Genomic DNA, 24994 nt, shown 5'->3' on the forward strand with positions numbered 1-24994 from the left:
CGGGTGATCAGACGGCGGTTACCCGTGATCAGACGGAGAACTCGCGTGATCAGACGGAGAACTCGCGTGATCAGACGGAGAACTCGCGTGATCTCCGCCCAATCACGCGTAACCGCCGCCTGATCACGCGAGATCGCCGTCTGCGGAACGAAACCTCTCATACAGAACGCGGGACCGGATCATGTCCAGTGAACAGATCGCACTGCTGCTCGTCATCCTCGCGGTTGTGCTCGGCTTCTGTGGCCTGATGGGAACTTTGGCCGCACGGCTGGGTCAGCCACCGGTCATCGGCGAGCTCCTCGGCGGGGTGCTGCTCGGCCCGACACTGCTCGGGTCGTGGTCGGAGGTCATCGTGCCGGTGACCGTCCGGCCGACGTTCACCGCCCTCGGCAACATCGGGGTCGCCTTGTTCATGTTCGCCCTCGCCATGGAGTTCGGCCGGGGCTCCGAGCGGAACGGGATCCGACGGGCCGGTGCCATCGCGACCGGAGCGATGGCGCTGCCCTTCGTACTCGGTCTCGGCACGGCGTGGTTGCTGCTGGGCACCGGATTGAGCACTCCGCCGGACATCACCGGCTTCGTGCTGTTCATGGGTGTGGCGATGTCGATCACCGCTTTTCCCGTACTGGCGAGAATTCTGGTCGACCGGGGGATCATCGACACCGGAGTGGGCAGACTGGCACTGGCCGTCGCGGCGGTCTGCGACGCACTCGCCTGGTGCGCGCTGGCGATCGTCGTCACGATCGTCGGCGGCACGGGTTCGGCACCGTGGCGGGTGGCGCTGATCGTCCCGATGGTGCTGGCCCTGCGCTTCGTCTTCCGGCCCGCGATGCGGATGGCGATGGCGCGCGCCGCCGATTCCCGCGCCGCGGGCACGGCTTTGACGGTCGCCATGGTCAGCGGGGCGCTGGCCCATGCCGCCGCCACCGAACTCATGGGTCTGCACTTCATCTTCGGCGCGTTCCTGTTCGGCCTCGCGGTTCCCCGGCGCGACGTCGATTCGCGACGCGAGGACGTGCACGCCAAGGTCATGGAGGTGAGCAAGTTCTTCCTCCCGGTCTACTTCGTCACGGCAGGGCTCGCGGTCGACCTCGGTCTCGACGGGAAGTCTCTGGCGTTGCTGGGAATCGTCGTCTTCGCCGCGGTGGTGGGCAAGGTCGCGGGCACCTACGGCGCGGCGCGTGCCTGCCGGATCGGCGCCCGCCCCGCGTCCGCGCTGGCGGTACTGATGAACACCCGGGGGCTCACCGAAGTGGTCGTCCTGACCACCGGGTTGCAGCTCGGCGTCATCGGCGGTGATCTCTACTCGGCGATGGTCGTGATGGCGTTGATCACGACGGTGGCCACCGCTCCGGCCCTGCGGTGGCTGCGCGGCCGTGGTGGCACCGTGGACGACCTCTACAGCCTCGACCTGCCTGCCGCGCACCGGCCGGTCCGAGCCTGACCCACCACGACCGGATGCCGCGATCAGGCATGCCGGTGGAGCAGGTCCTGCCGCAGCTCGTCGACAGCCGCGCCCAGCGCGCCGGTCTGGTCCCTCGCGGCCAGATCCCGCAGCACCGCCCGCTGCTGTCGGAACCACGCCAACCGGTTGTGGGCGGGGCCCGCATCGAGGCAGGCGCGCACCGCACAAGTGTTTTCGTAGACAACTCGCTGCACCGCTTCGGAAATCTCAGCCGACGCATCGGTGTTCTCCGATACCAGCAGCCGGACCGAATGCGGAACGCGATAGTTCCCCATGGTCAGCGACTCGATCAGACCCGCGTCGACCAACCGCTCGGCGACAGCCAGCGCGTCGTGTTCGGTGGTCCGCAACAAGGTGGCCAGTATCGACAGCGGGACCACCGGGAGATCGAGCCCGGACAACAGGCTCAGCGCGGACAGCGCGGTGTCGTCACCGGCGCGGCTCAACAGCCGGATACCGCCGCGCAGACATTGGCGGAGGCTGAGATCGCCGCTGAGCAACAGATCCAGCCGTCGCTCCGGCCTGGCCAGCTGACAGGCGAACTCGGTGACCGTCCACTCCGGATGCAGCACCAGCCTGCCCGCGGCCGCGCGCAGTGCCAGCGGCAGGCACTCGCACGCCCTGACCACATCGGCGGCGGCAGCGGTATCCGTATCGATGCGATCGGCGCCGACTATGTGGCGTAACAGTTCTGTCGACGTCGCGACCGGCAGCCTGCCGAGTCGCAGATGGCTGCGATCGTCGACCGGCCCGGCGGCCGAACGTCCGGCCAGCAGCATCGAACAACCCGGTGGGAGCGGGAGCACGGCGCTCACCTGACGGGTGTCACACACGTCGTCGAGCACGATCAACGCCCGGCGGCCGGTCATCGCCATCCGCCAGCGATCCGCCGCGTCGGTCAGGTCTTCGACCTCATCACCGGGTCCGGGAAGGCCGAACGCCGTGGACAGCCGGCGCAGCAGGTCGATCGGGCGCAGCGGCGTCGATCCCGATGACGAGCGCAGGTCGACGTATACCTGACCGTCGGGAAACCGGTCGGCGATCGCGAGCGCGGAACGCACCGCCAGCTCGCTCTTCCCCGAACCAGCCAAGCCGTACACCGAGCATACGGCACCCGGCTCGATCAACCTGGTGGTGAGCTTGGCGAGCTCGACCTGCCGTCCGATGAACACGGCCGTACCTGGCATGGGCAGTGCGGGTGCGGGACTCCGGGCGGGCATCGCCGACGGCACGGGTCCGCGCACCGCGCGTTGATGCCCCGGCTCGTCGGTGTCGACGGCCAGCAGCAGGGGATCCTCGGTGAGAATTCGCTGCTGCAGATCGCGCAACGGTTTGCTCGGCTCGATGCCGAGTTCGTCGACCAGGAGGTGGCGCAGATCCCGGTAGGCGCCGAGCGCCTCGGCCTGCTGGCCGGATCGGTAGAGCGCCAGCATCAGCTGCTCGTGCAGACGCTCGCGCAGCGGATGCTGGGACACCATGAGTTTGAGTCCAGGAAGCACGTCCTCGTGCCGTCCGAGACCGATCTGCACGGCGAAATGCGCTTCCGCCACGGCGAACTGGGATTCGTCGAGCCGCGCCGTCTCGGCCATCACCGACGGAGTCAGGGCGACATCGGAGAGCGCGGCGCCGCGCCACATCTCCATCGCCGCGCTCAACGCCTTCGCGGCACTGGTCAGATCCTCCGCTTCCCGCGCTGCCCGGCCCGCCACCACGAGCGATTCGTATTCGTGCAGGTCCAAAGCTCCGGGAAGCACGGTGATCCGATATCCGCTCGAATGCGTGCTGAGGACTTTGCCGTCCACGTCACCGAGCACCGATCGCAGCCGCCAGACGCAACCCGCGAGCAGGCCGGTCGCCCGGCCGCGTGGCTTGTCCGCCCACAACTCGGCGACGAGCAATTCCACCGGAACCACCCGGTTCGCGTTGAGCAGCAGGATCGCCAGCAAAGTGCGCAGCTTGGCGGCCGGAATGGTGGCCCATTTACCGCCGTCGAAGAACTCCACCGGCCCCAGAATCCGGAACTTGGACGCCGGTGGCCTGGATTCATCTGGCATCTCGAAATCCCCCCAGGGAGGCATTCTAGGTGTGCGCTCTCCGCACGGTGTACCGCCGAATCGACGCACTCACGCGCGGCATCGGGAGCAGGGCGAATCAGCCGCGGGACGACTCCAAATCCTTGGCCAGCAGTTTCCGGTCGACCTTGCCGACGATCGTCAGCGGGATCGACTCACGCCGGTGGAACCCGCGCGGGTGCATATAGGCCGGAAGCTGCTCGAGCAACCGAGCGAACTCGGCGAAGCTCACCTCGCCGCCGGTGTACAGCGCGTGCAGGTCGATCTCGCCGTCCGCCGCGGTCACGGTGATGACGACGATCTCCGCGACGGCGGGATGCCGCCGCAACACCGACTCGATCTCGCCGAGTTCCACCCGGTGACCGCGGACCTTGACCTGATGGTCGACCCGGCCGAGGCAGACGAGTTCGCCGTGTTCGAGCCGGCACCGGTCGCCGGTTCGGTAGTAGTGCTCGGCGGTGAGCGGCTCGCCGCCGTCGTAGATGTGACCCTGTCCGGCGGAAAACGTCACGAACCGGCCCACGTTCTCGCCCTCGTCGAGATATCCCGGAAAACGCTGCGCACCGCGGACGCAGAGTTCGCCATCGTCGCTTTCCCGCAGGTCCTCGTCCAGCAGCACCCAATCCAGATGTGGATACGGGTGTCCGAGCGGGATGGAACGGTTCGAGGTCTCCGGCCAGTCGACTCGTTCCCGCGGCACCGGGTAGCCGGTGATGATGACGGTCGTTTCCGACGGGCCATAACAGTTGTGCGCGGTCGAGTTGGGCGCCGCCGCGGACCACACCTCCGCCTGTTCGAAGGTCAGGCCCTCGCCGCCGAACATCGAGCACCGCAGGGTCGGCATGCTGCCAGGGGCGAGCGCCCGCAGTCGTTTGGCGAAGGAGATGATCGACGGCACGGACATCCAATGGGTCAGCTGCTTGGCATTGACGAACTTCACCGGGGTGAACACGTCGCTGTGCTGCGGGACGCACAACGTGGCGCCGGAGCACAGGGCGCCGAAAATGGAGATGACCGAACCGTCGAAGGACATCTCGAAGGTCTGCGACACGCGACAGCCGGGCCCCATCCGGAAACGCGGGATGGCGTCGGTGAGCAGCGACGAGAGATTGCCGTGTGTGATGGGCACGCCTTTCGGCCGTCCCGTCGTCCCGCTGGTGAAAATGATGTACGCGAAATCGTCACCGCTTCGCTGTGCCTGTGCAGGCACTGCGACGTCGGCGTCCGGGAGGAGAAGGCCACGCCAGCTCTCACCGGTCATGTCCAGGAGTACCGAGCTCGACTTTCGCCGGTACTCATCGAGACCGTCCCCGGATCTGTCGTCGATCACCGTCAGGTCGAGCCCGGCTTCGGCGGCGATGTCGATGTTGCGCAGCGCGGGTGCACCAGGGTTCAGCGGCACGGCCGCCGCCCCGAGCCGCGACGCGGCGAGGTAGCCGATATAGCTGACGACGTGGCGCGAGGTCAGCAGACCGACCCTGGCCGGTGCGGCGCCGAGTGCCTCCACCATGCGCGCGGACATGTTCTCGGCGGCCGTGCGCAGTTCCGTATAGGTCAGCGCGTCCTGGCTGACCTCGAGAGCGTTGCCGTCCGGGTTGGTTTCGGACGCCGCCAAGAACCAGTCGTAGAGGCTGCGGTCGGTCATCGTGTGTTCCTTCCGGGCGCGGGCAGGATCGGGTTCCGCCCGAATTCGCCGTCTACGAGGAGTTTCTGGTGCGCACCGAGAAATCCGTCCACCGCTTCGGACAACGCGGACGCGTGCTCGGGATCGAAGACGTCGAAATGTCCCGCTCGCAGCGAGACCGTCGTCAGGCTGGGGGCGAGTTCCGACCAGCGCCGGACCGCGGCGTCCGGAATCCCGGCACCAGGCGCCGTGCACCGCAGCAGCAGCACGTCGGCGTCGTACTCGCGGGTGGTCCGGTATTCGTTGAGCGCGGCCACCTGTCCCCGGAACACCCGGGCCACCCGGTCCCTCGCTTCCGGAGCGGCCTTCGGGCCGAGCTGGCGGACGATCAGTTCCTCGATCCGCCGATCCTCGTCCACTGTGGACACTCGGGCCAGGGGAGAGCTGTCGACGAGCATCAGTCGTGGTCGGTGCCCCCGGTCGGCGAGGCGTACACAGGTCTCCCAGGCGAGCAGCCCACCGAGCGACCAGCCGAAAACCAGTTCCGGTACGAGTTCGGACCTGTCGAGTTCGTGCAGCACCGAGTCGACCATCGCGGGAATGGCGTCCTGCGGTCGCTCACCGGCCAGCAAGCCGACAGGGCGGACGCCGTAGACGTTGTAGCCGAGGCCGAGATGCGAGGCGAGGCCGAAGTAGTGCGCCAGCCCGCCGCCCGCGCCGGGGAGCAGCAGACAGGCGGGCCGGTTCTTGCGCCGGACGAGAGTGATCATCAAGCTGGTCTCGGCGGCGTTCACCGGCTCTCCCTCACATTCGCGGGGTCCAGCTCGGAACGGACCAGCTCCGCCAGCGCGGCGACGGTCGGCCTTCGGAAGAAGTCGGACATGGTGATCGTCGTCCCGTAGTGCTGGTCGATCTCGGCGAACGCGGCGAACACGTTGAGCGAGTGGGCGCCGTATTCCAGCAGTGACCGGTCTCGTTCGATGCCGTCGACGTCGAGCACTTTCGCCCACAACCCGGCCATTTCCGACTCCAGTTCATCGGTGTAGGCCGAGGGCGGTGCGGCGGGGGAGACCTTGCGTTCGAGAACGAGCTTCTCGGCGAGCTCGGCCAGCGCGACGCGGTCGATCTTGCCTGTGCTGGAGGTCTGCAGGTCGTCCACGTCGAAGAACCAGGCCGGCACCATATGCGACGGCAGCGTGGCGGTCAGCCGGTGGCGGAGGTCCTCGTGGTCCGTGGCCGATCCCGGATCCGGGAGCAGCAGCAGTACGAGTTCACGATCGGCACCGGTTCCGCGGGCGACGGCGACGGCCTGCCGCACTCCCGGCACCGCGGTCGCCACCGCCTCGATCTCGCCGAGTTCCACCCGGTACCCGCGGACCTTCACCTGGTTGTCGCGTCTGCCGAGGAAAGTCAGGATCCCGCGCTCGTCGCGGACGACCAGATCGCCGGTGCGATACATCCGCGCTCCCGGCGTGCCATCGAAGCGGTCGGGCAGGAAGCTCGCCGCTGTGCGTTCGGCGTCGTCGAGGTAGCCGTCGGCCGGGCAGCCACCGCCGAGGTACAGCTCGCCCTGGACACCCACCGGTGCGAGATGACCGGAGTCGTCGACCACGTACGCCGCGACCCCGCGCAGCGGCACGCCGATCGGCACATGCGCGGGCCACTCCTCCTCGCCCGCGGTGAGCCTGCTGGTGGTCGCGGCGTTCGTTTCCGTCGGGCCGTAGAGGTTCACCAGCACGCACCGTGGATGCGCGCGGAAGAACGCCCGGATCCCGTCGTCGACGAGCAGCTGTTCCCCCGAAACACACAGGTAGCGCAAGGCAGGCATGTCGACGCCGCCCGCGCTCGCCGCCTGGGTGAACGGGCGCAGCGCGGCCACCGGGAGGAACGCGTGGGTCACCGCTTTGTCGGCGATATGCCTTGCCAGTGCGGGAAAGTCGCGCCGGTCGACAGGATCCCTCGATACCACGGTGCCACCGGCGATCAGCGTCGGCAGGATCTCCTGGAACGACACGTCGAAGCCGAGCGGCGCGTACTGGAGAAACCGGGTTCTCTCGTCGTGGCCGAGCGCGGCGTGCTGCCAGCTCGCGAGATCGAGCAGCGGCGCGTTGCCCATCAGCACACCTTTCGGCAGACCGCTGGAGCCCGACGTGAACATCAGGTAGGCGGCGGTCTGGGGATCACCGCCTCGCGGACGTCTGCTTCCGTCCGCCGCGGCCGTGATCTCCGCGATGGTGACGGATTCGTCCGACGGCAGATCGATCGCACCGCCGAGTACCACCGCGCAGTCCGCCCTGCGCACCATCGACGCGAGTCGCTCGGCAGGCAGGCTCGGGTCGAGGGGCAGGTAGGTCGCTCCACAATGGAGGGTGGCGAGGATCGCCACCACGGTGTCCGGCAGGGTGTCGAGCGCGAGCCCCACGACGTCACCGGCCCGCACCCCTCGGGTGGCGAGGCCGTCGGCGAGATCCTCGGCACGGGAAGCCAGTTCCGCGTAGGTGACCTGGCCTTGCGGAGCCTCGATGGCCACCGCGCCGGGCGTCCGGCGCGCGGTGTCGGCGAGCCAAGCGGCGAGCGTCGGCACGTCGCTCTCGATGCCGAGCCCGTCGGTGCACAGGCTCACCGCGGCGGACGCGTCGATGAACAAGTCGGCCAGTGTGCGCGAACCATCGGCGAGCGCGCGTCGCAGCGCGGTGCGCAGCGACCCGAGCACGCCGTCGGCGACCGCCGCGGAAAGGAGAGTGCGGTCGTATTCCAGTTCGAGCAGCCATCGGCCCTCGACCAGGGTCGCGCCGAGCCACAGATCGAATTTGGCCGTGTCGTTGCCCGGTTCGCTGATCCCGGCGATCGCGCCGCCAGGTTTGTCGTCGAAGGTGTCCTGCATCGCCAGCATGCAGGAGAACAACGGGTTGCGATTACCGGCGCGGTCCTGTTTGACCTCGGCGACGAGCTGATTGAACGAAACGTCGACATTGGCGCGGCAATGCCCGACCGCCGCACGGACGACCTCGCCGAAATGCTCGTCCACCGTGCGAGTCCAGTCGACCTCGACGGTGACAGGCAGCGTGTTGACGAAGAAACCGCACAAGTCGAACGAGGCCACCCTCCTGCGTGCGGTGAACGGACTGCCGACAAGCACGCTGGACACGCCGCCATGGCGCGCGAGCACCGTGCCGTAGACGGCGGTCAGCAGCACGAACGGGGTGATACCAAGGCGTTTGCAGGTGCGATACAGGTCCGCGGTCTCGGTCTCGCTCAGCGTCCACGCGATCCGCGCGCCGGAGAAGTCCGTTTCCACCGGCCGGTTCGGACGAGGGGAGAGGACGAGCGGCGGCACTTCCCGCAATCGCTCGGCCCAGGATCTCGCCCGTTCGGTGGTGTCCGCGGAACCGGAGATCCGGATCTGCGTCCGCAGTTCCTGTAACAGTGCCTCTTCCCGCCGCGCACTCTTGGCCCTGATCTCCGCTTCGCTCAGCTCACCGGTCAGCGCCGCGCTGAGGTCCCGGATGAGCGGTCCCATGGAGACACCGTCGCCGACGATGTGGTGCGCGCAGAACACGATCGCCGACGCCGACCCGTCGGACGCCCGGATGTGGGCGAGCCGGTAGGCAGGCCCGGTGGTGAGGTCGAACCGCAGGCCGCCGAGCCGCCGGGCCGCCGAGTCCACGGCCACCCGATAGCCGCCCGGCTCGACCACGACCTGTTCCAGCGGCAGCTCATCGGGGGCAGGTGGCGGCGTCAACGTCGCGTACGCCTCCGGCAACCGCGCGAACACCTGCCGCAACGCCGGCTGGAGGCCGACCATCGCGGCGAGTGCGGGCGCGACCACGTCCGACGGCAGCGCCGGATCCAGATCGATCCGCATGAGCTGGTTGTAGATCTGCGGAGTGGGCACCCAGCCGTCGATGACCAGCAGACCCTGTTGCTGTTCGGTGATCGGCAGTACGCCGGGTTCGACCGGGGTGTCGACCGTCATCAGGACGTCGTTTCGCCGGCCGGGCTGAGCTCACGCAGCCATGCCTTGAGTTCGCCGACCGTGCACAGGCCCGCCATACTGGTCGCGTCGATCTCCGCGTCGGTGTCGGTCGCGGTCTCGACCGCGAGCCGGAGTAGCGACAACGACTCCAGCCCGGCGTCGAGCAGCGGGGTCGAGTCGTCGAATCCGGACGTGGCGTACTTGGCAATCGCCGAGTCGAGGTCGACTGGAATGGTACTCACGATTCTTTTCACCTCGTGGTGCGAGCGGTAACGCCGGACTGCTGTCTCCGTCTGACGGCCGATGCTCCCGACAGTCGATGTTTTCTCGATGTACCGTCGATCTACTCGCGCTGTGTCGAGCACGGCACCGGCCGATCGCCGCTGTTCAGCGCCATCGCGCCCGGGGTCGTGGCGCGGATCAGATCGTCGATGGCGGCGACCCCGCGAGCCACCCGATCAGGACTTTCGGTGCCCACCGAGATCCGGATGTGCCGGTCGCAGGAAGCCCCGTACGCGATGCCGGCCACGACGCTGACATCGGACTCTTCGAGCAGCCGGGCGGCGAACTCGGTAGAACTGAGGCTGGAACCGCCCAGCGAGGCGAACAGGTAGAAGGTCGCCGTACCCGGCAACGTCCGGATTCCACGCTCCGTCAGCCACCCTTCGACCTCTTGCCGCATCCGCACCGTCCGCTGAATCTGTGGCCGGGTGATATCGAGAACGCGGTCGAAGTTCTCGGCGAGATATGCGGACAGAATGGTCGGCGCACAGGTCACCAGATGCTGGTTTATCTTGAGTACCTGGTCGACGAGTGTGCGGTGTGCGATGAGGTAACCGATTCGCCAGCCGGACACACCGTAATTCTTCGACATCGAATTGACCGTCACGGTGTGCCGCTTCTCCGGATCGAGTGCCCCGATGGCCAGGAATTCCTGGTCCGGCGGGATGAACTCGTTGTATGCCTCGTCGGAGATCAGCAGCAGGCCATGGCGATCCGCGAGGTCGTGCAGGTCGCGCAGTTCCGCCGCGGTGTAGACGTGCCCGGTGGGGTTGTTCGGGTTGTTGATGACGATCGCGCGGGTCCTCGGGGTCACATAGCCCGCCAGGTCGGACACGCTCACATCGTGCGGGACCATCACCGGAGTCCCGCCACACAGCCGGACCTGCTCGGGATAGCTGAGCCAGAACGGTTCCAGCAGGATGACCTCGTCATCCGCCTCCAGTATCGCCAGCAGCACCATGTATATCGCGGCCTTCGACCCCGCGGTGACCAGGAGTTCGTGGTCGGCGTCCACCGGAACACCGAACTGGGCGTCGTAGTACTTGGCCAGTGACCGGCGCAGTTCCGGCAGCCCCCGCGAATGCGAATAGTGGTGCAGTCCGGTGGTGATGAGCTCGTCGAAATTCGGTAGCGGGAGGTCGAAGAACGCCTCACCGAGGGACAAGGTGACGACGTCGCGTCCCGCGGCCCGCAAATCGTAGACGAGGTTGTTGTGTTTGATGGACAGCGCCTGGTCGATCCCGCTCATCAGCCTGGTGTTGCGCAACGGCGAGGGTGGTTCCATGACCGGGACGGCGTGGGTCGGCTGGTTCATCAGAGCACCCGCGTCTGGCCGTCGCCCCACACCACGTTCTTCACCGTGGTCAACGCTTCGAGCCCCATCGGACCGCGGACATGCAGCTTCTGGGTGGACACGCCGATCTCCACGCCGTAACCGAACTCGCCGCCGTCGGAATACCGGGTCGACGTGTTCACGAACACGCTGCCGGAGTCGACCTCACGGGCGAACCGGCGGGCGACCCGGATATCGGAGGCGACGATCCCTTCGGCGTTCGACGTGCCCCAGCGGGCGATGTGCGCGATCGCCTCGCTCGCGTCCTTGACCACCTTCACGGCGAGAGCGAGCCCGAGGTACTCGGTCCCCCAATCCGCCTCGGTCGCGGCCACCGCGGACGGCCAGGCGCCGCATACGGCGGGGCATCCGCGGATTTCGACTCCCTCCGCGGCGAGCGCGTCCAGCGCTCCAGGCAGCCAGTCGTGCACCAGTTCTTCGTGCACCAGCAGGGTTTCCATCGCGTTGCAGACGCTGGGCCGTGAGGCCTTGGCGTTGACAGCCACCTCCGTCGCCATCCGCCGATCGGCCGAGCTGTCGATGTAGACATGGCAGTTACCCGCGCCGTCGATCACTGTAGGCACGGTCGCGTCGCGCTCAACCTGGGCGATCAGCTCCGGCCCGCCTCTCGGCACCAGCAAGTCGACGTAGCCCTTGGCCCGCATCAGCTCCAGCGCTCCATCCCGCGAAGGATCGCGAATGAGCTGGACGGCGGCGGCAGGGGTGCCCGGATGGCGCGCGATCGCCTCGGCCAGTGCCGCCATGATCGCGGTGTTCGTGGCCATCGCCGTCGACGAACCACGCAGCACCGCGCAGTTTCCGGATTTCAGGCACAGTGCCGCCACTTCGGCGGTGACGTTGGGCCGCGCTTCGTAGATCACCGCGACGACTCCGAGCGGTTCCCGGATCTGCTCGACCAGCAGCCCGTTCGGCCGGGTCCAGCCCGCGACCACCTGACCCACCGGATCGGGCAGAGCGGCGATCGTGGTGATCGCCTCGATCAGTCCCGCGGTCCGCCGCTCGGTCAGCGTGAGCCGGTCGGCGAGCGTATCCGAGATCCCGCCGTCGCGGGCCACCTGGACGTCCTGGCCATTCGCCTCGAGGATCTTGCCGCGATGGTCGGCGATGGCCGTCGTCATATCGAGCAGTACGCGATCCTTTTCCGCGGTGGTCAGCGTTTTGACCGTCGCCGAAGCCTCGGCCGCGTCCCGGCAGATGTCTGTTACCGACATGGTTGATCCTCCACGATCCGTACGTAGTCACGATTGGTGAACAGGGTCGAACTGGGTGCGCAGGCCGGGCCGGACTTTCCGGATCCCAGGCGGATGGCGCCACGAGCGGCCGCGCCGCCGGTGACACCGGCGATGTCGACGACCGATCCCGCGTCGAAGCTGCCGCTGACCTCGCGGACCTGGCTCCGGAGCAGGCTTTCGTCGCGGTCGATGGCGCGCAGGCCTGCCTCCTCGCACACCACGGTGCCGCGCGGCGGGGTCCGGAAGGCCCGCCACAGGCGTTCTATGTCGACTGTGGCTCCGTTGACCGGCCGCGGCTGAAATCGGGTACCGACCGGGTCGCCGCGATGGGCGGCGACCAGCACACCGGGATCCTCGGTGTCGGCGATGACCGCCGGCACACCCGAGTAGGTGGCGATCCAGCAGGCGCTGAGCTTCGCCACCATCCCGCCGGTCCCGCCGTCACCGACCGACCCGCCCGCCAACGCCTCCAGCCCGGGGGTCAGGCGGCGCACTTCGGTGATCCGGGTGGCGTTCCCGTCCAGCATCGGATTGGCATCGTAAATACCGGGAACATTGGTCAGCAGCAACAGCAATCGGGCACGCAGGTATCCGCTGAGCACCGCGGCGAGTACGTCGTTGTTGCGTACGCCGAGCGCGTCGTTCTCGTTGACGATCGGAATGAATCCCAGCGACTCCATCGCGTCCAGGGTTCGCCCGACCCCGCCCGCGCCCTCGTGTCCCGGCGAGATGAGGTCGCGCGGGGTGAGCAAGATCTGCCCGGTCTCCAGACCATGGCGAGAAAACCGCTCGTGTAGTGCCGAATAGAGGATTCCCTGCCCCAGCGCGGCGGAGACCTGCTGCTCGGCGGCGCCCGCGCCGGCCAGCGCGTCGTGGCGGCGTCTGCCGATCGCGATGGCGCCGGAGGTGACGAGGACCGGTGACAATCCGGCTCGCCTGCCTCGGAGCACCGCCTCGCAGAGACGGTCCACCTTGGCCGGATCGAGGTGGCCATCGGTGACCAGTGAGGAGGTGCCGATCTTGAGTACCACTCGGTCGCCGTGTGCACGCCGCGCGGAGTCCGAGATGGTGCCGGGAATTGCCGAGCCGGAGCCGGATCGTGCCATTGTCACGGTTCTTCCACCTCCTGAGTGATTGCCGGGAATGGATAGGTGCGTGAATCAGCGCGATACGTACCGGAATCGTCGCCACGTCGGCGAACTTCGCGACTGTGGTATCGATACTCGCGCCGCCGGGTGTTTTTCCGATGTACTCACGATGGAGGAGCGCTGTGCCGGTACCGTGGCGGCTATTCGCGGCCGATCAGCGGCGCCTTTTTTATTCACCCATTCGGCGGCTGCTCGGCGTAGCCCGTCGAGGTCATTCTGGCAAGGGGTATATGATCCGAGCCTGCTCGATTCATGATTCCACGATTTCGCGAGGAGTTCGTTGATGGGGGACCCAACAGTCGTGGGCAACGCCGCGTCGGCCGGGCGTGCGGTGACCACCACGCCTGGTCCGTCCGACTCGAGTGGGCGCAACACGGTCGTCCTGGTGGTGATCACCGCGATCACCAACCTGGCGGACGGGGTCACCAAGATCGCCTTCCCGCTGATGGCCACCACACTCACCAATTCGCCGTTTCAGATCTCGGCGGTCTCGCTGACGCTGACGCTGCCCTGGCTGCTGGCGGCATTGCACGTGGGCGTCCTGGTGGACCGGGTGGACCGGCGCAAGTTGCTCTGGCTGGCGAATATCGCACGAGTGATCGTCGTTCTCGGGGTGCTCGCCGCGAACGCCGCGGGCGCGGTCACCCTGCCACTGCTCTACATCGGCGGCCTGATCCTCGGCGTCGCCGAAGTGATCGCGCTGACGGCGGCCACCGCGGTGGTGCCGGACGCGGTCGCGCCGCCGGGACGACAGCGGATCAACACCTGGATGGCGGGCGCGGAGACGGTGTGCAACGAGTTCGCCGGGCCGCTGCTCGGCGGGCTGCTGGTCGTGGTCGGCGCGTCGTTCGCGCTCGGCGGGACAGCCGCCGGTTACGTCGTCGGCATGGTGGCGCTGCTGTTCCTGGTCGGCAAGTTCCGGCCCGCGCGGCCCGAGGGGAAACCCGAGTCGCTGAACAGTCAGATTCGCGACGGACTGTCGTTTCTCTGGGGGCAGCCGGTTTTGCGGCTGATGGCGCTGGTGCTCACCATTCTGTGCGCGTGCTGGGGTGTCTGGCTCGGCCTGATGCCGCTGGTCGCGACCCAGCAGATGGGCCTGGACGCGAGCGGCTACGGAATCCTGCTCAGCGCACTCGGCGTCGGCGGGCTGTTCGGCGCGCTCGTGGTGAGCACCGTGAACCGGTGGCTGGGGCGCCAGTTCGTCATGTTCGCCAACATCTTCCTCACGCTGGCGCTGGTTCTGATGCCCGCCGTGACGACGAACTTGGTCGCCGTCGCCGCCGGAGCCTTCTGCGGCGGCATGGGGGGCACCCTGTGGTCGATCAACGCGCGGACGATCGCGCAGCAGCTCGTCAGCAGCGAGATGATGGGGCGCTACAGCGCCGCCGCGAAGATGTTCAGCTGGGGTTCTTTCCCGGTGGGCGCCGGGCTCGCCGGTGTGCTCGCGGAATGGTTCGGCACCCAGGTCGCCTTCTGGATCTTCTCGGTCGCCACTCTGACCCTCATCTTGCCCTTCCTGCGCATCTTCACCGCGGAGGCACTCGCTAAGATCGATGCCGGAGACGTCGCCGTCCGCGGCACGGAGACCGCGCCTGAACCCGAGAAGTAGGTCGCGGCGTCTGCACTCCTGGTGTCAGGTATCCATATCGATACTGCCGTAGTTGTCGTCAAAGGGTGACATGGCCGTAGCTGTCACCACCTCCTCTGCGAAATCCTGACCAGCAACGGTGAAGACGATGTTCTTGGCTGGGACTTCGTCGAACTGACCGATAGAGCATCATCGGCACCTCTCGGTCTTGTCGGGCCCTGCTGCGTCTCCACTGTCCACAGAGGACGATTCCTGGCGGCTGAATGTCGGGTTAATTCCTATATGTACGGTTCTGTTGTTGCGGGAGAGGTCGAGCTGTGCCGGACACTCGCTGTCTCCGCCGCGGCCACCGACAGCCCCAGGGAGGCCATCGCGTTCCGAAGGCGTGCCTTTGCGGTCGAGCCTGCGCGAAACCCGCATTGTCTTCGACCTGGCTGGCAGCGTGCTCGCCAGAACGCCACCGCCACAGTCGTGGTCATGATGTATGCCAGGTAGCGAAGCGCCCACCGACGCGCCATCCCGACTATCGTCCCGCCCTCCGGGACGACATCATGCGTGGACGTCGAAGGCACTGGGACAGTCGTCGCTAACGACGGACAAAGGGGCCGGCGAGTCGGACTTTCTCGACCTGGACTTCGAGGTGTCGTAGGCGAATGCCGTAGCGGAGGTTCGATATTTGGTCCATCAGGGATACTACTAGCCTCGAAGTATGATGCGTGAGAGTGAATTGTCTCGACAGCAGGCAAGTCATGGCGGACAATAGGATGCGCGCGGCACCCTGCAGGCAAGGTCCTTTGTTGCGCTCAGATCCCTGCTCCCATCATTCGGCGAAAAGGAAATTCATGCATGACGATGATGAGCCAGTAGGTCGGGTGCTCGGTAGGCGGCAGGCGTTGATTCTGCTCGGCGCCGCTGGTGCGACACTCGCTGTCGCCGGATCGACCACGGCGAGTGCTACCACCTCCACCGCAGGAACGCCCGACGTCTGCGCGCTGGATTGTGTAGTCAAGCCAGAGCAAATGGAGGGCCCGTACTTCGTCGACGAGCGGCTCAACCGCTCCGATATCCGCAGTGAGCCGGCCACCGGACAACTAGTTCCCGGCACCGCGCTGGTAATCAATTTTACCGTTCAGCAAATTCGTCAGCAGCTGTGCACGCCGCTACCGGGGGCGATGATCGACCTGTGGCAGTGCGACGCGTTCGGGCTGTACTCCGACATCCCGTCCCAAGGAAGTTCCGGCCGCCGATTCCTGCGCGGTTACCAGAACACCGACCAAGCGGGGACGGCCCGGTTCACTACCATTCTGCCGGGCTGGTATTCGGGGCGCACGCTGCATATTCACGTCAAAATACGCACCGTCGGAACCAACGGCCGACCCTACGAGTTCACATCGCAGCTCTACTTCACGCCCGAGTTCGGCACGGCCTATCTGCGGACCGAACCGTACCGGCGGAAAGGCCCGGCCGACACGACCAACAACCGCGACTCGATCTACCGCAACGGCGGTGCTCAGATGCTGCTACGCCCGCAGCAGGCCGGAAACGGCTACACGGCGGACTTCGCGATCGGTCTCGACCTGTCGAACACCCAAGTCGGCAGGCCCGACTAGGGCAGGCCCTGTAAGTCGCTTATCACGCCACATCGAGAGTGGCGTCGCTGATCGCCTCGGGCAGCCGGGCCGGTGACCTGATCAGGTGGCCGGCCCGGGTGTCGAGCAACTGGTGCTCTCGGTTCGCTGATGATCTTCGGCAGGTGCCGACTCGCGCCGCTGCGGCGGTCGAACATCCGCAACCGCTACTGGCGCGCGGTAGGGGATGGCAGCCAGGCCGAGGGCTCACGGCACAGCACTTGGCTGGCCGAGGACGGCATCCCCCGAGCTGGGGGAGTGGTTCCCGCACCTGCACGCCGCCTCCGTGTCAGGGAAGATCGAACCAGCTCCTGACCAGCGTCTCGTTCCTCCTCGTTGGGGCGACTCCTGTTCGGGTTCGGCGACGTCCTGGCCTTCGGGCCCCGACTTACCCGGTCGCGCGGAAGATGGAGACGTCGTCCACGGTGACGGTGAGTGGCGCGTTGGTGGCCGAGCCGGAGAGGTTGGTGAGCAGCCCGCGTTCCTGAGCCCTGAATCGCGGCGGTCTGGTCGGTCGCGGTTGCCTGCCAGCCCGTGGCAAGGCCGGTCGCCTGTGGACGGTCCTTTTCGGACGAAGCTCCCTCGCTTGCCGATATCTGCCGTCGCGGTCCGGTAACGTCCGTTGTGTCTCGTAGGCGTGGTGTGGTCTGGTAGCGGAATTCGCGGTCAGACCGAGCAGGTTCGGGTGATCTCGCGGTAGCAGCCGGTGAGGAGGCGCAGTGCCGTTCGTCCTTTCGCGGTTGCTGGCGCGCTGGGTGTTGCAGCAAGGCTGGATGCTTCCCGTCGCAGTGGTCCTCGTCGTCTTCGCGACCAGCTGGCCGTTGATGGCACTGGCCGAACCCGCGGGCAGCGAGCTCGTCCAGCCGGGGAATTACTGGTGGTACTTCGTGGTCACGGCCGCGACGGTCGGGTACGGCGACTTCTCGCCCGAGACCACCGCGGGGCATTTCGTGGGTGCCTACGTCATCATCGGGGGGATCGCGACACTCACCACGGTCTTCACCAAGCTCGCTTCGAGGCTCGAACAGGCGAAGGGACGGCGGATGCAGGGAATGGAAGCCGTACGGGCGAGCGGGCACACTCTCCTGATCGGCTATACGGCCGGTCGCACCGAGAGGATTGTCGTGCAGTTGCTCGCCGACGGGGTGACCGGTCTCGTGCTGTGCGCCGGGGACGAAGTGCAGGTGCACCCGATGCCGTCGCAGCCGGTGGACTTCGTCCGGGGCGAGCCGACCGCGGCCGACGTCCTCGCGCGGGCCGCCGTCGCCGACGCGAGCACCATCCTGGTCGACATGCGCGACGACAACGAGGCCCTGGCCGTCGCGGTGACCGTTGACCACGCGAACCGGTCGGCACACGTCGTGGTCACGTTGCGGGACATGGAGAAGTCCGAGCTGGTCCGCTACGTGGACCCGAGGATCAAGTGCGTGCAGTGGCACACGCCGCGGATGGTCACCGAGGAACTGACCTCACCCGGAATCGCCGAGGTCTACTCCCAACTAATGACGGCGGGCGGGGCGGGGACGTACTCGGTGACCTTGCCCGAGTCGCTGGGGCGGCTGAGTATCGAGAAATGCCGGATGGCGCTGGGCCGGACTTTCGGCGCCACGGTACTGGCCTCGCGGACAGGCGAAGATCTCGTCGTGAATCCTTCGTGGGACGGCGAACTACCGGCCGGCTCGGTGCTCTACTACGTCAGTCCTCGGCGCCTCACCGACGCGGAAATCGAAACGGCTCTGCGCGACCGCGGTCGTTGAGTTCACGACCACGAGGTATCGGTTTCGAGTGTCCGAAGTACGCGGAACCGCGCCAGGCGGTGGAGCATTTCTCATCGCGTCAGGGCGGATCTGGCCGTCGAGGTCCTCGTGAGCCGTCCGTACGATGTCGTGGACGGTCATGTCCCTCCTCCTTTCCGACGATTTCTTCATTGTGTCGGTGGTGGCGGGGACTGCACCTGACGACTGCCTGACGATTGCGGTGGGGTGAGCGGGCAGGGCGTCGGTGGCACCGATCGGCTGGAGACCGCCCGCGAAGACGAGCACGGACGTGCGGAGTTTCATACCGTGGCCTCCGGGAGTTCGACGACGAAGCGGGCGACACCGCCGGGCGGTCCTCTCCGCGCGACCGTGGGCTAGGGCCTCGGAATCGCCGCGGCCATGTTCGGCCTCCTGGCCATCCCGGCAGGTACCTGAAGTGACCTTGCGTCACTCTGTGGAGCACACTTCGCGTGCGGCGGGTCGCGCACCGATCAGGTTTTCGCGCCGCGCCCGTCTGTACGTGTGGGATCGACTCACGGGAGGCTGACGCCATGCGGAAACTGACCTTTGGCATGAATGTGACCCTGGACGGCTACATTGCCGCGCCCGGCGACGACCTCGGCTGGAGTGGGGGTGAGGGTCCGGACTCGTCGCCGAGCGACGAGCTGTTCCAGTGGTGGTCCGACCGGGTGGCGGCGACGGGCCTGGCGCTGTACGGGCGCAAGCTGTGGGAGGCGATGAGTTCCCACTGGCCGACCGCCGACCAGCAGCCCGGCGCCACACCGGCGGCGATCGAGTACGCCCGCCGCTGGCGGGACATGCCGAAGGTGGTGTTCTCCTCGACGACCAGCACGGTCGACTGGAACACCCGCCTGGTCACCGGCGACGCGGTCACCGAGATCACCCGGCTCAAGGCCGAGGACGCCGGCCCGATGGACATCGGCGGCGCGACGCTCGCCGGGGCGGCCATGCGGGCCGGGCTGATCGACGAGTACGTGCTGGTCACCGTGCCGGTCTTGGTGGGCAGCGGCACGCCGTTCTTCACCGTGCTGGACAGCTGGGTGAAGCTGACCCTGGTGGAGACCCGGGCGTTTCCCGGCGGCGTGGTGCTGACCCGCTACGCGACGAGGCGCTGATCCCCAATCCTCCTCGCCGGGCGGCCGATCAGCGGGATGCCCCGAACTCGGCGGAACAGCTTCGAGGGCGTCGTCCAGTTAGGCCGTCAGGACCCGTTCGACGAAAGCCCCGGCTGCCAACAGTTTCCGGTCACCGCCGACGGCGCCGTCGAGAGCCAGTCCCGCGGGCAGGCCACCGCGGCCGTGTCCCATCGGGACGGTCAAGCCAGGAACACCCGCGATGCTGCCGGGCTGGCAGTTTCGGATGAAGGTCGGGAAGGTCGGGACCGCGCGTCCACAGTGGATGAACTTTTCGACGGCGGAAAAGTCCTGGGCTGTCGCCGGTGTGGTGGGGAATCCCAGTGCGTCGATGCCGGTTTCGCCGAAGATCTTCGCGTAGGCGCGGCGTAAGGCCGAGCGGTTGGCGAGGGCGGCCTCGTAGACGGCCGGCTCGATGCCCGGCACGACCGACTCGGCGAAGATCGCCCGGACGTCGGACGCGGCGACTTCGTCGACGAGTCGCTCGAACGAAACCTCGGGCGTGTACTCGGCGAGGTACGCCCGTAGCCCGATGCCAGCTTCGTGGATCACCAGCGGCATGCCCTGATCGGTGACGAGTTCGGCGAGAGGCGCGTCGTCGACCGGCACCAGAGTGACCCCGGCCGCGCGCAGGCGGATCAGCGCGGCCGTCCACAGTTCTTCGACGTCGTCGGCCAGGTCGCCGGTCAGGAAACCGTGCGGCACACCCAGCCGGAACGGCGGGAGTTCGCGCAAAGGTTCCGGTTCCTCAGCCGCGAGTGCGGCGTCGAGGAACGCGAGATCGGTGACTGTGCGGGCGATCGGCCCCACCGTGTCCCGGGTGCTGCTCAACGGCGTGATGCCGTCGGACGGGTAGCGGCCCGTGGTGGGCCGGAAACCGCAGACCCCGTTGAGCGCGGCGGGCACGCGCACCGAACCCCCGGTGTCGGTGCCCAAGCCTGCCGGGACGATGCCCGCCGCGACGGCCACCGCGGTTCCGCCGCTGCTGCCCCCGGCGAAGCGGGACGGGTCGCGGGCGTTGCGCACCGGACCCAGTGGAGTCGTGTCGCAGGTGATGCCGAACGCGAGTTCGTGCATGGCCGCCTTGCCGATGACGGTGGCGCCCGCGTCGAGCAGACGCTGGATCACGCCCGCGTGCTCACGCGGAACGTGGTGTGCCAGTGCCGGGGTGCCCGCGGTGTTCGGCATGCCCGCGACGTGGATGTTGTCCTTGACGACCACCGGAAAGCCGGTCGGCGGCCCGATCGGCTCCGGCGCGAGGTGGCTGATCGCGTGGAGGTCCTGGACCTCTTCCGCCCGCGTGCGGCATTCGGCGGCACTCGGAGTTCCCTTCACCGGCGGCACCTCCAGATCGCGGGCGGCCAGCTTAGCGTGACAAGGCCGGAGTCACTGATAAAGACAGTCATTTTGATCAGGCTATGCCAAGATTCGATGGCACTCGGCCACAATCAGCGCGATGGCGGCGGTCGCCGCAGCGGGCAGCGGCCCTCTGGTGCCTCGGGCGTGGGTATTCTCGTGTCGTTGTGCATTTGGTGGTATGGGCGGGAGAGTGAGGTGACGTTGAGCGCGGTGGCGGAGTTCGATGCGCTGCACAACACGATACGGACGCGTGTCGAGGGTGGAGATGGCAACGGGGTGGTGGCTGATCTCGCCGCTGCGCTGGCGATGGCGCGGGCGGGGTTCGACGAGGATCCGGGTTTGTGGGTGATGCGGCTACGTATGGCCCAGCGGGATGTCGAGCGTGTCCCGGCGAACGCGCGGCTGAAGGCGGACAGCGAGGACGCCACGCGCGCGATCATCGCGTACGCGCGGGCGGGGGCAGCCGATGATCCTGCGCGACGGGGCCTCCTCGGCACCACCCTGAACAGCTACTCCATGCAGCTCGAAGCGGAGCAGCGGATCGACGAGAGCACCGTCTTCGCGTCTGAGTTTCTTGACCTTGTGCGCACCGAGCCGACGGCTAGCAGCGAGCAGGCGCACGCGCGCTCGCGTCTCGCGGAGCTTCGGCTCAGGGCCGGGGACCACACCGGGGCTCTCGCTCTCGCCGAGGAACTCGTCGACGCCGCACACCGGAACGGCGAGATTCCGGCGGAGGGCCCCAGTGGTCTGCCGTCATGGTTGCGGCTCCGGGCGCGGGCGTACGCGGCGCTGGGCCGGGAAGTCGAGGCCCGCGCTGATTTCGAATCCTCGCTCGACTGGGAACGCGCTCGCGTTCGCGCGGGAAAGTTCCTCGCTCACCTCGATCTCGCCGACGCCCTCGACGAGTACGCGGACCTCCTCGGCGCCCTGGGTGCGGCGGACGACGCTCGCGCGGCGGCGGTGTCGGCGGCAGAGACCCGCGAGAAGCGCCGCGGCTAACGGAATGTCGCTCCGCGCCCTCGTGAGGGAGACGACCGTCTCACGGTGGACCAAGGGTGAGCGGCACGCCGCCAATCCGGCGGGCGCTCCACCACGAAGACACGCAAGTGTGGTCCGGACAATGCAGGCGCACGGATGTCGCCAGCTCGGCACCACGTCACCGAGTACGTCCTCGACCACGATAGCGATCGCTTCCGCGGCCTGACCCTGCGTCCACGCCAAGGTGCTGCCCGGCTCAGATCGAGAGCGCTCGCGAATTCCATCGCTGGCGGTTGCGCCCGGCCCCCAAAAGGGCCGAATAGACCACACTGACCGGAGGCCCGTCCCCGTCGCGGGGGAGGAGCGCCCGAGTGGATATCAATCCGTCAATAACGGCTGGCCGAAGAGGCGACGGCTGTTAGGGTCCGGGCCATGCGTGTGTGGTGCTGTGGCCTGGTCGTGAGCGCGGGTGTGTTACTCGGCGCGTGTGCCGGGGGCGGGTCGGGGAGTGGCCAGGTGGTGCCCGCGACGACCACGCAGGCCCCGAAGACGGTGGCGACCGGCCCTCTGAAGACGTCGACGTCGTCACCGCCGGAGACCCCAGTGACCACCACGACCCAGCTGACGCCAGAGACGACGCGGACCACGGCTCATCGCTCCACGACGACCGCGAAGCGCCCGACGACCCCGCGCCGCACTCCCACCCGGAGACGCTGACGGCCTTGACCACTGTCCGCCGGTGGTCGACAGTCCTCTGTCCGGCGCGCTCGCCGATCGGGGTGACCGTTCCGTCGGCGGGGGTTGTTGTGCCGGAAGGCGATCAGTTGCCGTCCGTAGGTGAGATTTCGACGGCCTTGAGGCCGTAACGGGTGCGGCCGTCGCGTGTCAGTCCGGGTCCGGGAACAACGAACGGTAGGCTGCCGAGCCGCGGAACGTGGTGCCGTGGTGCGGCGACCGCCATACTATGTCTACTGTGGACATGCTGGCGCGCAGTATCCGGCCGGTGATCTCGTAGTCCGGGTGGACGCCATCATCACTGAGTGAACGCCGGATCTCCAGCGCGATGCGGTCGCCTCGCTCCACCGCGATGCCGTCCATGGACAGCGGCACGTACACGGGACACCAGCTGGTCTGCTGAGCCAGGGAGTCGATCGGCTGATCTTCCTCGCGCGTGATCCACAGGCGCATGCCGAGCGCGAGCCCGTGTATCCGGCCCGCCTTGGTCACCAGAAGGTCCACGTCATCGACACCCCTTCCCGGCATCGGACTGGTGAAGCGCAGTTCTTCCACCTCCGCTTGGGATGTAAGGAACTCTGCCTGTTCCAGCCCGAGCAGGCACAGCCGCAGATCGAACGGATTGCCGACGCTGGCGAAGATTTGTTCCAGATCCCGCAGGAAGAGCGGCGAGAACGCCAGGTCCCCAGCCGGAAGCACAGTGCTCGTGTCCACCGCGGCGACGGTGGTGACGCAGCGGTGCGGAATGGAGGCGCCGCCGGGTTTCAGGAACCGTCGACGTGCGTCGTCGAGTACGGACTCCGCACCCTCGGAACCACCGATGGCGCCGATGATCTCCGAAACCAGTACATCGACTCGTTCGGGCAGCGTGATTCGAGTGGACAGGCCCTCCAGGATGGTGACTTTATCCGTCAGGCCCGCGGCTTCGACCGATTGGCGGGCCTTCTCGGCTATATCCGGGATGACTTCGATGGCGTATACCCTGGTGGCACCCGCGTTCGCCGCGGTCACCGCCCAGATCGCGTCCTGGCCGGTGCCGATGTCCAGCACGACCTTGCCAGGGGCCAGCGCGTGCAGTGCCGCTCGGTACGCCTCGGTCCGGAGTTCGTCGGCGATCATGTAGTCGTACGAGAAATCGTCGTACACAGGATATTCGCCCAAGGAGGGCAGCAGGATCGGGGAGTCCTCGGCTGGGTCCTCGTCGGTGCTGACCCGCACGGCCAGGTCGTTACCAGACACGGAAATGGTACGGATGTGGGAAGCAGCGGACATGAAGGACACCTTTCGTGCCACGAGATCGACAACCACAACGTAGAGGCGGCACCGACGCTGCCAGAACCGCCAGATCGGTGGTCAAGCCGTAGGTTCGCGCGGCAGACCATTGTGGACAGACATGCACCGGCAGGCCGCGGAAGTGCCGGATGCCGTGGTGACGTTCCGGTGTGCCCAGGGAACACCGGGTGGGTATGGAAATCGAATGATCGCCGGTGCCGGGGCGAGGAAATCGGACGACATGGTCCACCCTTCACGGAAGACATGCGGCGCGGCTGTCCGGCCGATCCTCAAGCTGCTGCCGAACTCATGTCGCGGTGGGCGATCCACAGCGCTGGCTGCGACGGCTATCACCAGTGGCAGATAGCCGCAGGGCGCCGATGCGGGCCTGGACTTCCTCGTCGCGATCGACATCGAGTTCCGCGAACGACCAGGAATCGCCCCACGTCTTCAGAATTGACGCAGGCACGGGCTTCTCAGGTCCTGACGCCGTGGAGCGAGGAGACCTGTGCGGCTGTGCCGTTCACCGGGAGGTCGGGGTTCGGCGCGGTCGAGTCGCCGCATCGGCCAACCTTGCCGCGGTTCATCGAATCGCCACGGCTCCGGCAGTGGGCCACGGGACAAGCCCAAGCCGAGGCGCCGACGCGGTGACCTAGATGAGTGATTCCGTGAAGATCGCGTGAAGTGCAACCCCGCGAAGGAATCCTTCCCTTGACAGTCCATAAAGGACACTAGCCGAGCCCGAATTATCCGATTGCCCGTATTGCCGGGTCTGCGAGGATCCTCCCAAGGACTCGACATGGTCGTGAAGGCCTCCTTGCCTACCTTGAGGGTAAGCAAGGAGGCCTTCACGACCTTGACGATACGGACATACGGCATCTAATCGGACGTTTTGACTCGAAAAGCGTCCTCTATAGACAGTCACAGCGCCCCACTGAGCTTCACATGATCTTCACGGAATCAACCGTCTAGTGGTTGTCATACGCCGCGCGGGCGGCGTCGATGTGCGGCAGGTGCGTGATGCTCCACTCGAGCAGCGGTGCGGTGGCTTCGCGCAGGGTCCGGCCCATCGTGGTCAGCTCGTAGCTGACGTGCGGTGGCATGACGTTGCGGACCGTGCGCGTCAGGATCCCGTCGCGCTCGAGGTCGCGCAGAGTCACTGTGAGCATGCGCTGGCTGATGCCGTCGATGGCCCGTTTGAGTTCGGTGAAGCGTCGCGGCCCGTCCTTGAGCGTGCGCACGATCAGCAGCGCCCACTTGTCCCCGACGATCCCGAGGACTTCGCGGGCTTGGCACGGGTCCTGCATGGTTACCTCCTGAGAACCGGGGCACCGAAAAGTGCCGTATTGCCAGGTGTGCGACGTGTGGAT

General features: G+C 67.2%; 17 protein-coding genes. 6 read left to right on the plus strand and 11 right to left on the minus strand.

Translation table 11 applies throughout. The features are described 5' to 3' along the window. Positions 1-181: 181 nt before the first annotated feature. On the plus strand, positions 182-1444 hold the full coding sequence (locus tag ACLARN_RS09520; protein ID WP_409490943.1) for a cation:proton antiporter: 1263 nt from the start codon (positions 182-184) through the stop codon (positions 1442-1444). Between the two features lie 23 nt (positions 1445-1467). Here ACLARN_RS09520 and ACLARN_RS09525 read toward each other — a convergent pair whose 3' ends face one another. The 8 genes from ACLARN_RS09525 to proB all read right to left on the minus strand — a co-directional run bounded on the left by ACLARN_RS09525 (position 1468) and on the right by proB (position 13111). After that, entirely contained in the window at positions 1468-3519 is a 2052-nt protein-coding gene (locus ACLARN_RS09525; protein ID WP_409490944.1) for a BTAD domain-containing putative transcriptional regulator, read from the minus strand. 97 nt (positions 3520-3616) lie between these two features. Continuing rightward, the gene (locus ACLARN_RS09530) at positions 3617-5182 is read right to left on the minus strand and encodes an AMP-binding protein (protein WP_409490945.1); all 1566 of its coding nucleotides are present in this window, start codon (positions 5180-5182) and stop codon (positions 3617-3619) included. Next, complete coding sequence (locus ACLARN_RS09535) at positions 5179-5955, minus strand: thioesterase domain-containing protein (RefSeq protein ID WP_409490946.1); 777 nt, start codon at positions 5953-5955, stop codon at positions 5179-5181. The genes ACLARN_RS09530 and ACLARN_RS09535 overlap by 4 nt, the downstream gene beginning before the upstream one ends. Further along, entirely contained in the window at positions 5952-9137 is a 3186-nt protein-coding gene (locus ACLARN_RS09540) for a non-ribosomal peptide synthetase (protein ID WP_409490947.1), read from the minus strand. Before ACLARN_RS09540 ends, ACLARN_RS09535 begins: the two co-directional genes overlap by 4 nt. Then, complete coding sequence (locus tag ACLARN_RS09545; protein ID WP_409490948.1) at positions 9137-9379, minus strand: phosphopantetheine-binding protein; 243 nt, start codon at positions 9377-9379, stop codon at positions 9137-9139. Before ACLARN_RS09545 ends, ACLARN_RS09540 begins: the two co-directional genes overlap by 1 nt. Positions 9380-9480: 101 nt before the next feature. Then, on the minus strand, positions 9481-10734 hold the full coding sequence (locus tag ACLARN_RS09550; RefSeq protein WP_409490949.1) for a pyridoxal phosphate-dependent aminotransferase: 1254 nt from the start codon (positions 10732-10734) through the stop codon (positions 9481-9483). Beyond that, complete coding sequence (locus ACLARN_RS09555; RefSeq protein ID WP_409490950.1) at positions 10734-11984, minus strand: glutamate-5-semialdehyde dehydrogenase; 1251 nt, start codon at positions 11982-11984, stop codon at positions 10734-10736. The genes ACLARN_RS09550 and ACLARN_RS09555 overlap by 1 nt, the downstream gene beginning before the upstream one ends. Beyond that, positions 11975-13111, minus strand: a complete 1137-nt coding sequence (proB, locus tag ACLARN_RS09560) for a glutamate 5-kinase (protein WP_409491018.1) — start codon at positions 13109-13111, stop codon at positions 11975-11977. Before proB ends, ACLARN_RS09555 begins: the two co-directional genes overlap by 10 nt. A gap of 325 nt (positions 13112-13436) precedes the next feature. Here proB and ACLARN_RS09565 point away from each other — a divergent pair, with 325 nt between their 5' ends. From ACLARN_RS09565 to ACLARN_RS09580, 4 genes are all read left to right on the plus strand, one after another. Continuing rightward, a complete protein-coding gene (locus ACLARN_RS09565; protein ID WP_409490951.1) occupies positions 13437-14762 on the plus strand; it encodes an MFS transporter in 1326 nt (441 codons plus the stop codon). Between the two features lie 821 nt (positions 14763-15583). Then, positions 15584-16351, plus strand: coding sequence for a twin-arginine translocation pathway signal protein (locus ACLARN_RS09570; protein ID WP_409490952.1), 768 nt, complete (start codon positions 15584-15586; stop codon positions 16349-16351). 737 nt (positions 16352-17088) lie between these two features. After that, positions 17089-18126 (plus strand): ion channel, encoded by a 1038-nt coding sequence (locus tag ACLARN_RS09575; RefSeq protein WP_409490953.1) that lies wholly within the window; start codon positions 17089-17091, stop codon positions 18124-18126. A 551-nt stretch (positions 18127-18677) separates the two neighbouring features. After that, a complete protein-coding gene (locus ACLARN_RS09580; RefSeq protein ID WP_409490954.1) occupies positions 18678-19262 on the plus strand; it encodes a dihydrofolate reductase family protein in 585 nt (194 codons plus the stop codon). 78 nt (positions 19263-19340) lie between these two features. Here ACLARN_RS09580 and ACLARN_RS09585 read toward each other — a convergent pair whose 3' ends face one another. Next, on the minus strand, positions 19341-20615 hold the full coding sequence (locus ACLARN_RS09585; protein WP_409490955.1) for an amidase family protein: 1275 nt from the start codon (positions 20613-20615) through the stop codon (positions 19341-19343). A 219-nt stretch (positions 20616-20834) separates the two neighbouring features. Between ACLARN_RS09585 and ACLARN_RS09590 the strand changes: the two genes are divergently transcribed. Then, positions 20835-21638, plus strand: coding sequence for a hypothetical protein (locus ACLARN_RS09590; protein ID WP_409490956.1), 804 nt, complete (start codon positions 20835-20837; stop codon positions 21636-21638). 864 nt (positions 21639-22502) lie between these two features. Here ACLARN_RS09590 and ACLARN_RS09595 read toward each other — a convergent pair. Beyond that, entirely contained in the window at positions 22503-23624 is a 1122-nt protein-coding gene (locus tag ACLARN_RS09595) for an SAM-dependent methyltransferase (RefSeq protein WP_409490957.1), read from the minus strand. 968 nt (positions 23625-24592) lie between these two features. Next, positions 24593-24931, minus strand: a complete 339-nt coding sequence (locus tag ACLARN_RS09600) for a winged helix-turn-helix transcriptional regulator (RefSeq protein WP_409490958.1) — start codon at positions 24929-24931, stop codon at positions 24593-24595. Positions 24932-24994: the final 63 nt, after the last annotated feature.

The organism is Amycolatopsis sp. cmx-11-12 (assembly GCF_046269425.1).
Taxonomy (GTDB): Bacteria; Actinomycetota; Actinomycetes; order Mycobacteriales; family Pseudonocardiaceae; genus Amycolatopsis.

What these genes read in the sequence shown, in the direction of transcription:
- ACLARN_RS09520 (WP_409490943.1), top strand. Translation starts at nt 182, where the DNA reads ATGTCCAGTGAACAGATCGCACTGCTGCTCGTCATCCTCGCGGTTGTG.
- ACLARN_RS09525 (WP_409490944.1), bottom strand. Translation starts at nt 3,519, where the DNA reads ATGCCAGATGAATCCAGGCCACCGGCGTCCAAGTTCCGGATTCTGGGG.
- ACLARN_RS09530 (WP_409490945.1), bottom strand. Translation starts at nt 5,182, where the DNA reads ATGACCGACCGCAGCCTCTACGACTGGTTCTTGGCGGCGTCCGAAACC.
- ACLARN_RS09540 (WP_409490947.1), bottom strand. Translation starts at nt 9,137, where the DNA reads ATGACGGTCGACACCCCGGTCGAACCCGGCGTACTGCCGATCACCGAA.
- ACLARN_RS09550 (WP_409490949.1), bottom strand. Translation starts at nt 10,734, where the DNA reads ATGAACCAGCCGACCCACGCCGTCCCGGTCATGGAACCACCCTCGCCG.
- ACLARN_RS09555 (WP_409490950.1), bottom strand. Translation starts at nt 11,984, where the DNA reads ATGTCGGTAACAGACATCTGCCGGGACGCGGCCGAGGCTTCGGCGACG.
- proB (WP_409491018.1), bottom strand. Translation starts at nt 13,111, where the DNA reads ATGGCACGATCCGGCTCCGGCTCGGCAATTCCCGGCACCATCTCGGAC.
- ACLARN_RS09565 (WP_409490951.1), top strand. Translation starts at nt 13,437, where the DNA reads ATGGGGGACCCAACAGTCGTGGGCAACGCCGCGTCGGCCGGGCGTGCG.
- ACLARN_RS09570 (WP_409490952.1), top strand. Translation starts at nt 15,584, where the DNA reads ATGCATGACGATGATGAGCCAGTAGGTCGGGTGCTCGGTAGGCGGCAG.
- ACLARN_RS09580 (WP_409490954.1), top strand. Translation starts at nt 18,678, where the DNA reads ATGCGGAAACTGACCTTTGGCATGAATGTGACCCTGGACGGCTACATT.
- ACLARN_RS09595 (WP_409490957.1), bottom strand. Translation starts at nt 23,624, where the DNA reads ATGTCCGCTGCTTCCCACATCCGTACCATTTCCGTGTCTGGTAACGAC.
- ACLARN_RS09600 (WP_409490958.1), bottom strand. Translation starts at nt 24,931, where the DNA reads ATGCAGGACCCGTGCCAAGCCCGCGAAGTCCTCGGGATCGTCGGGGAC.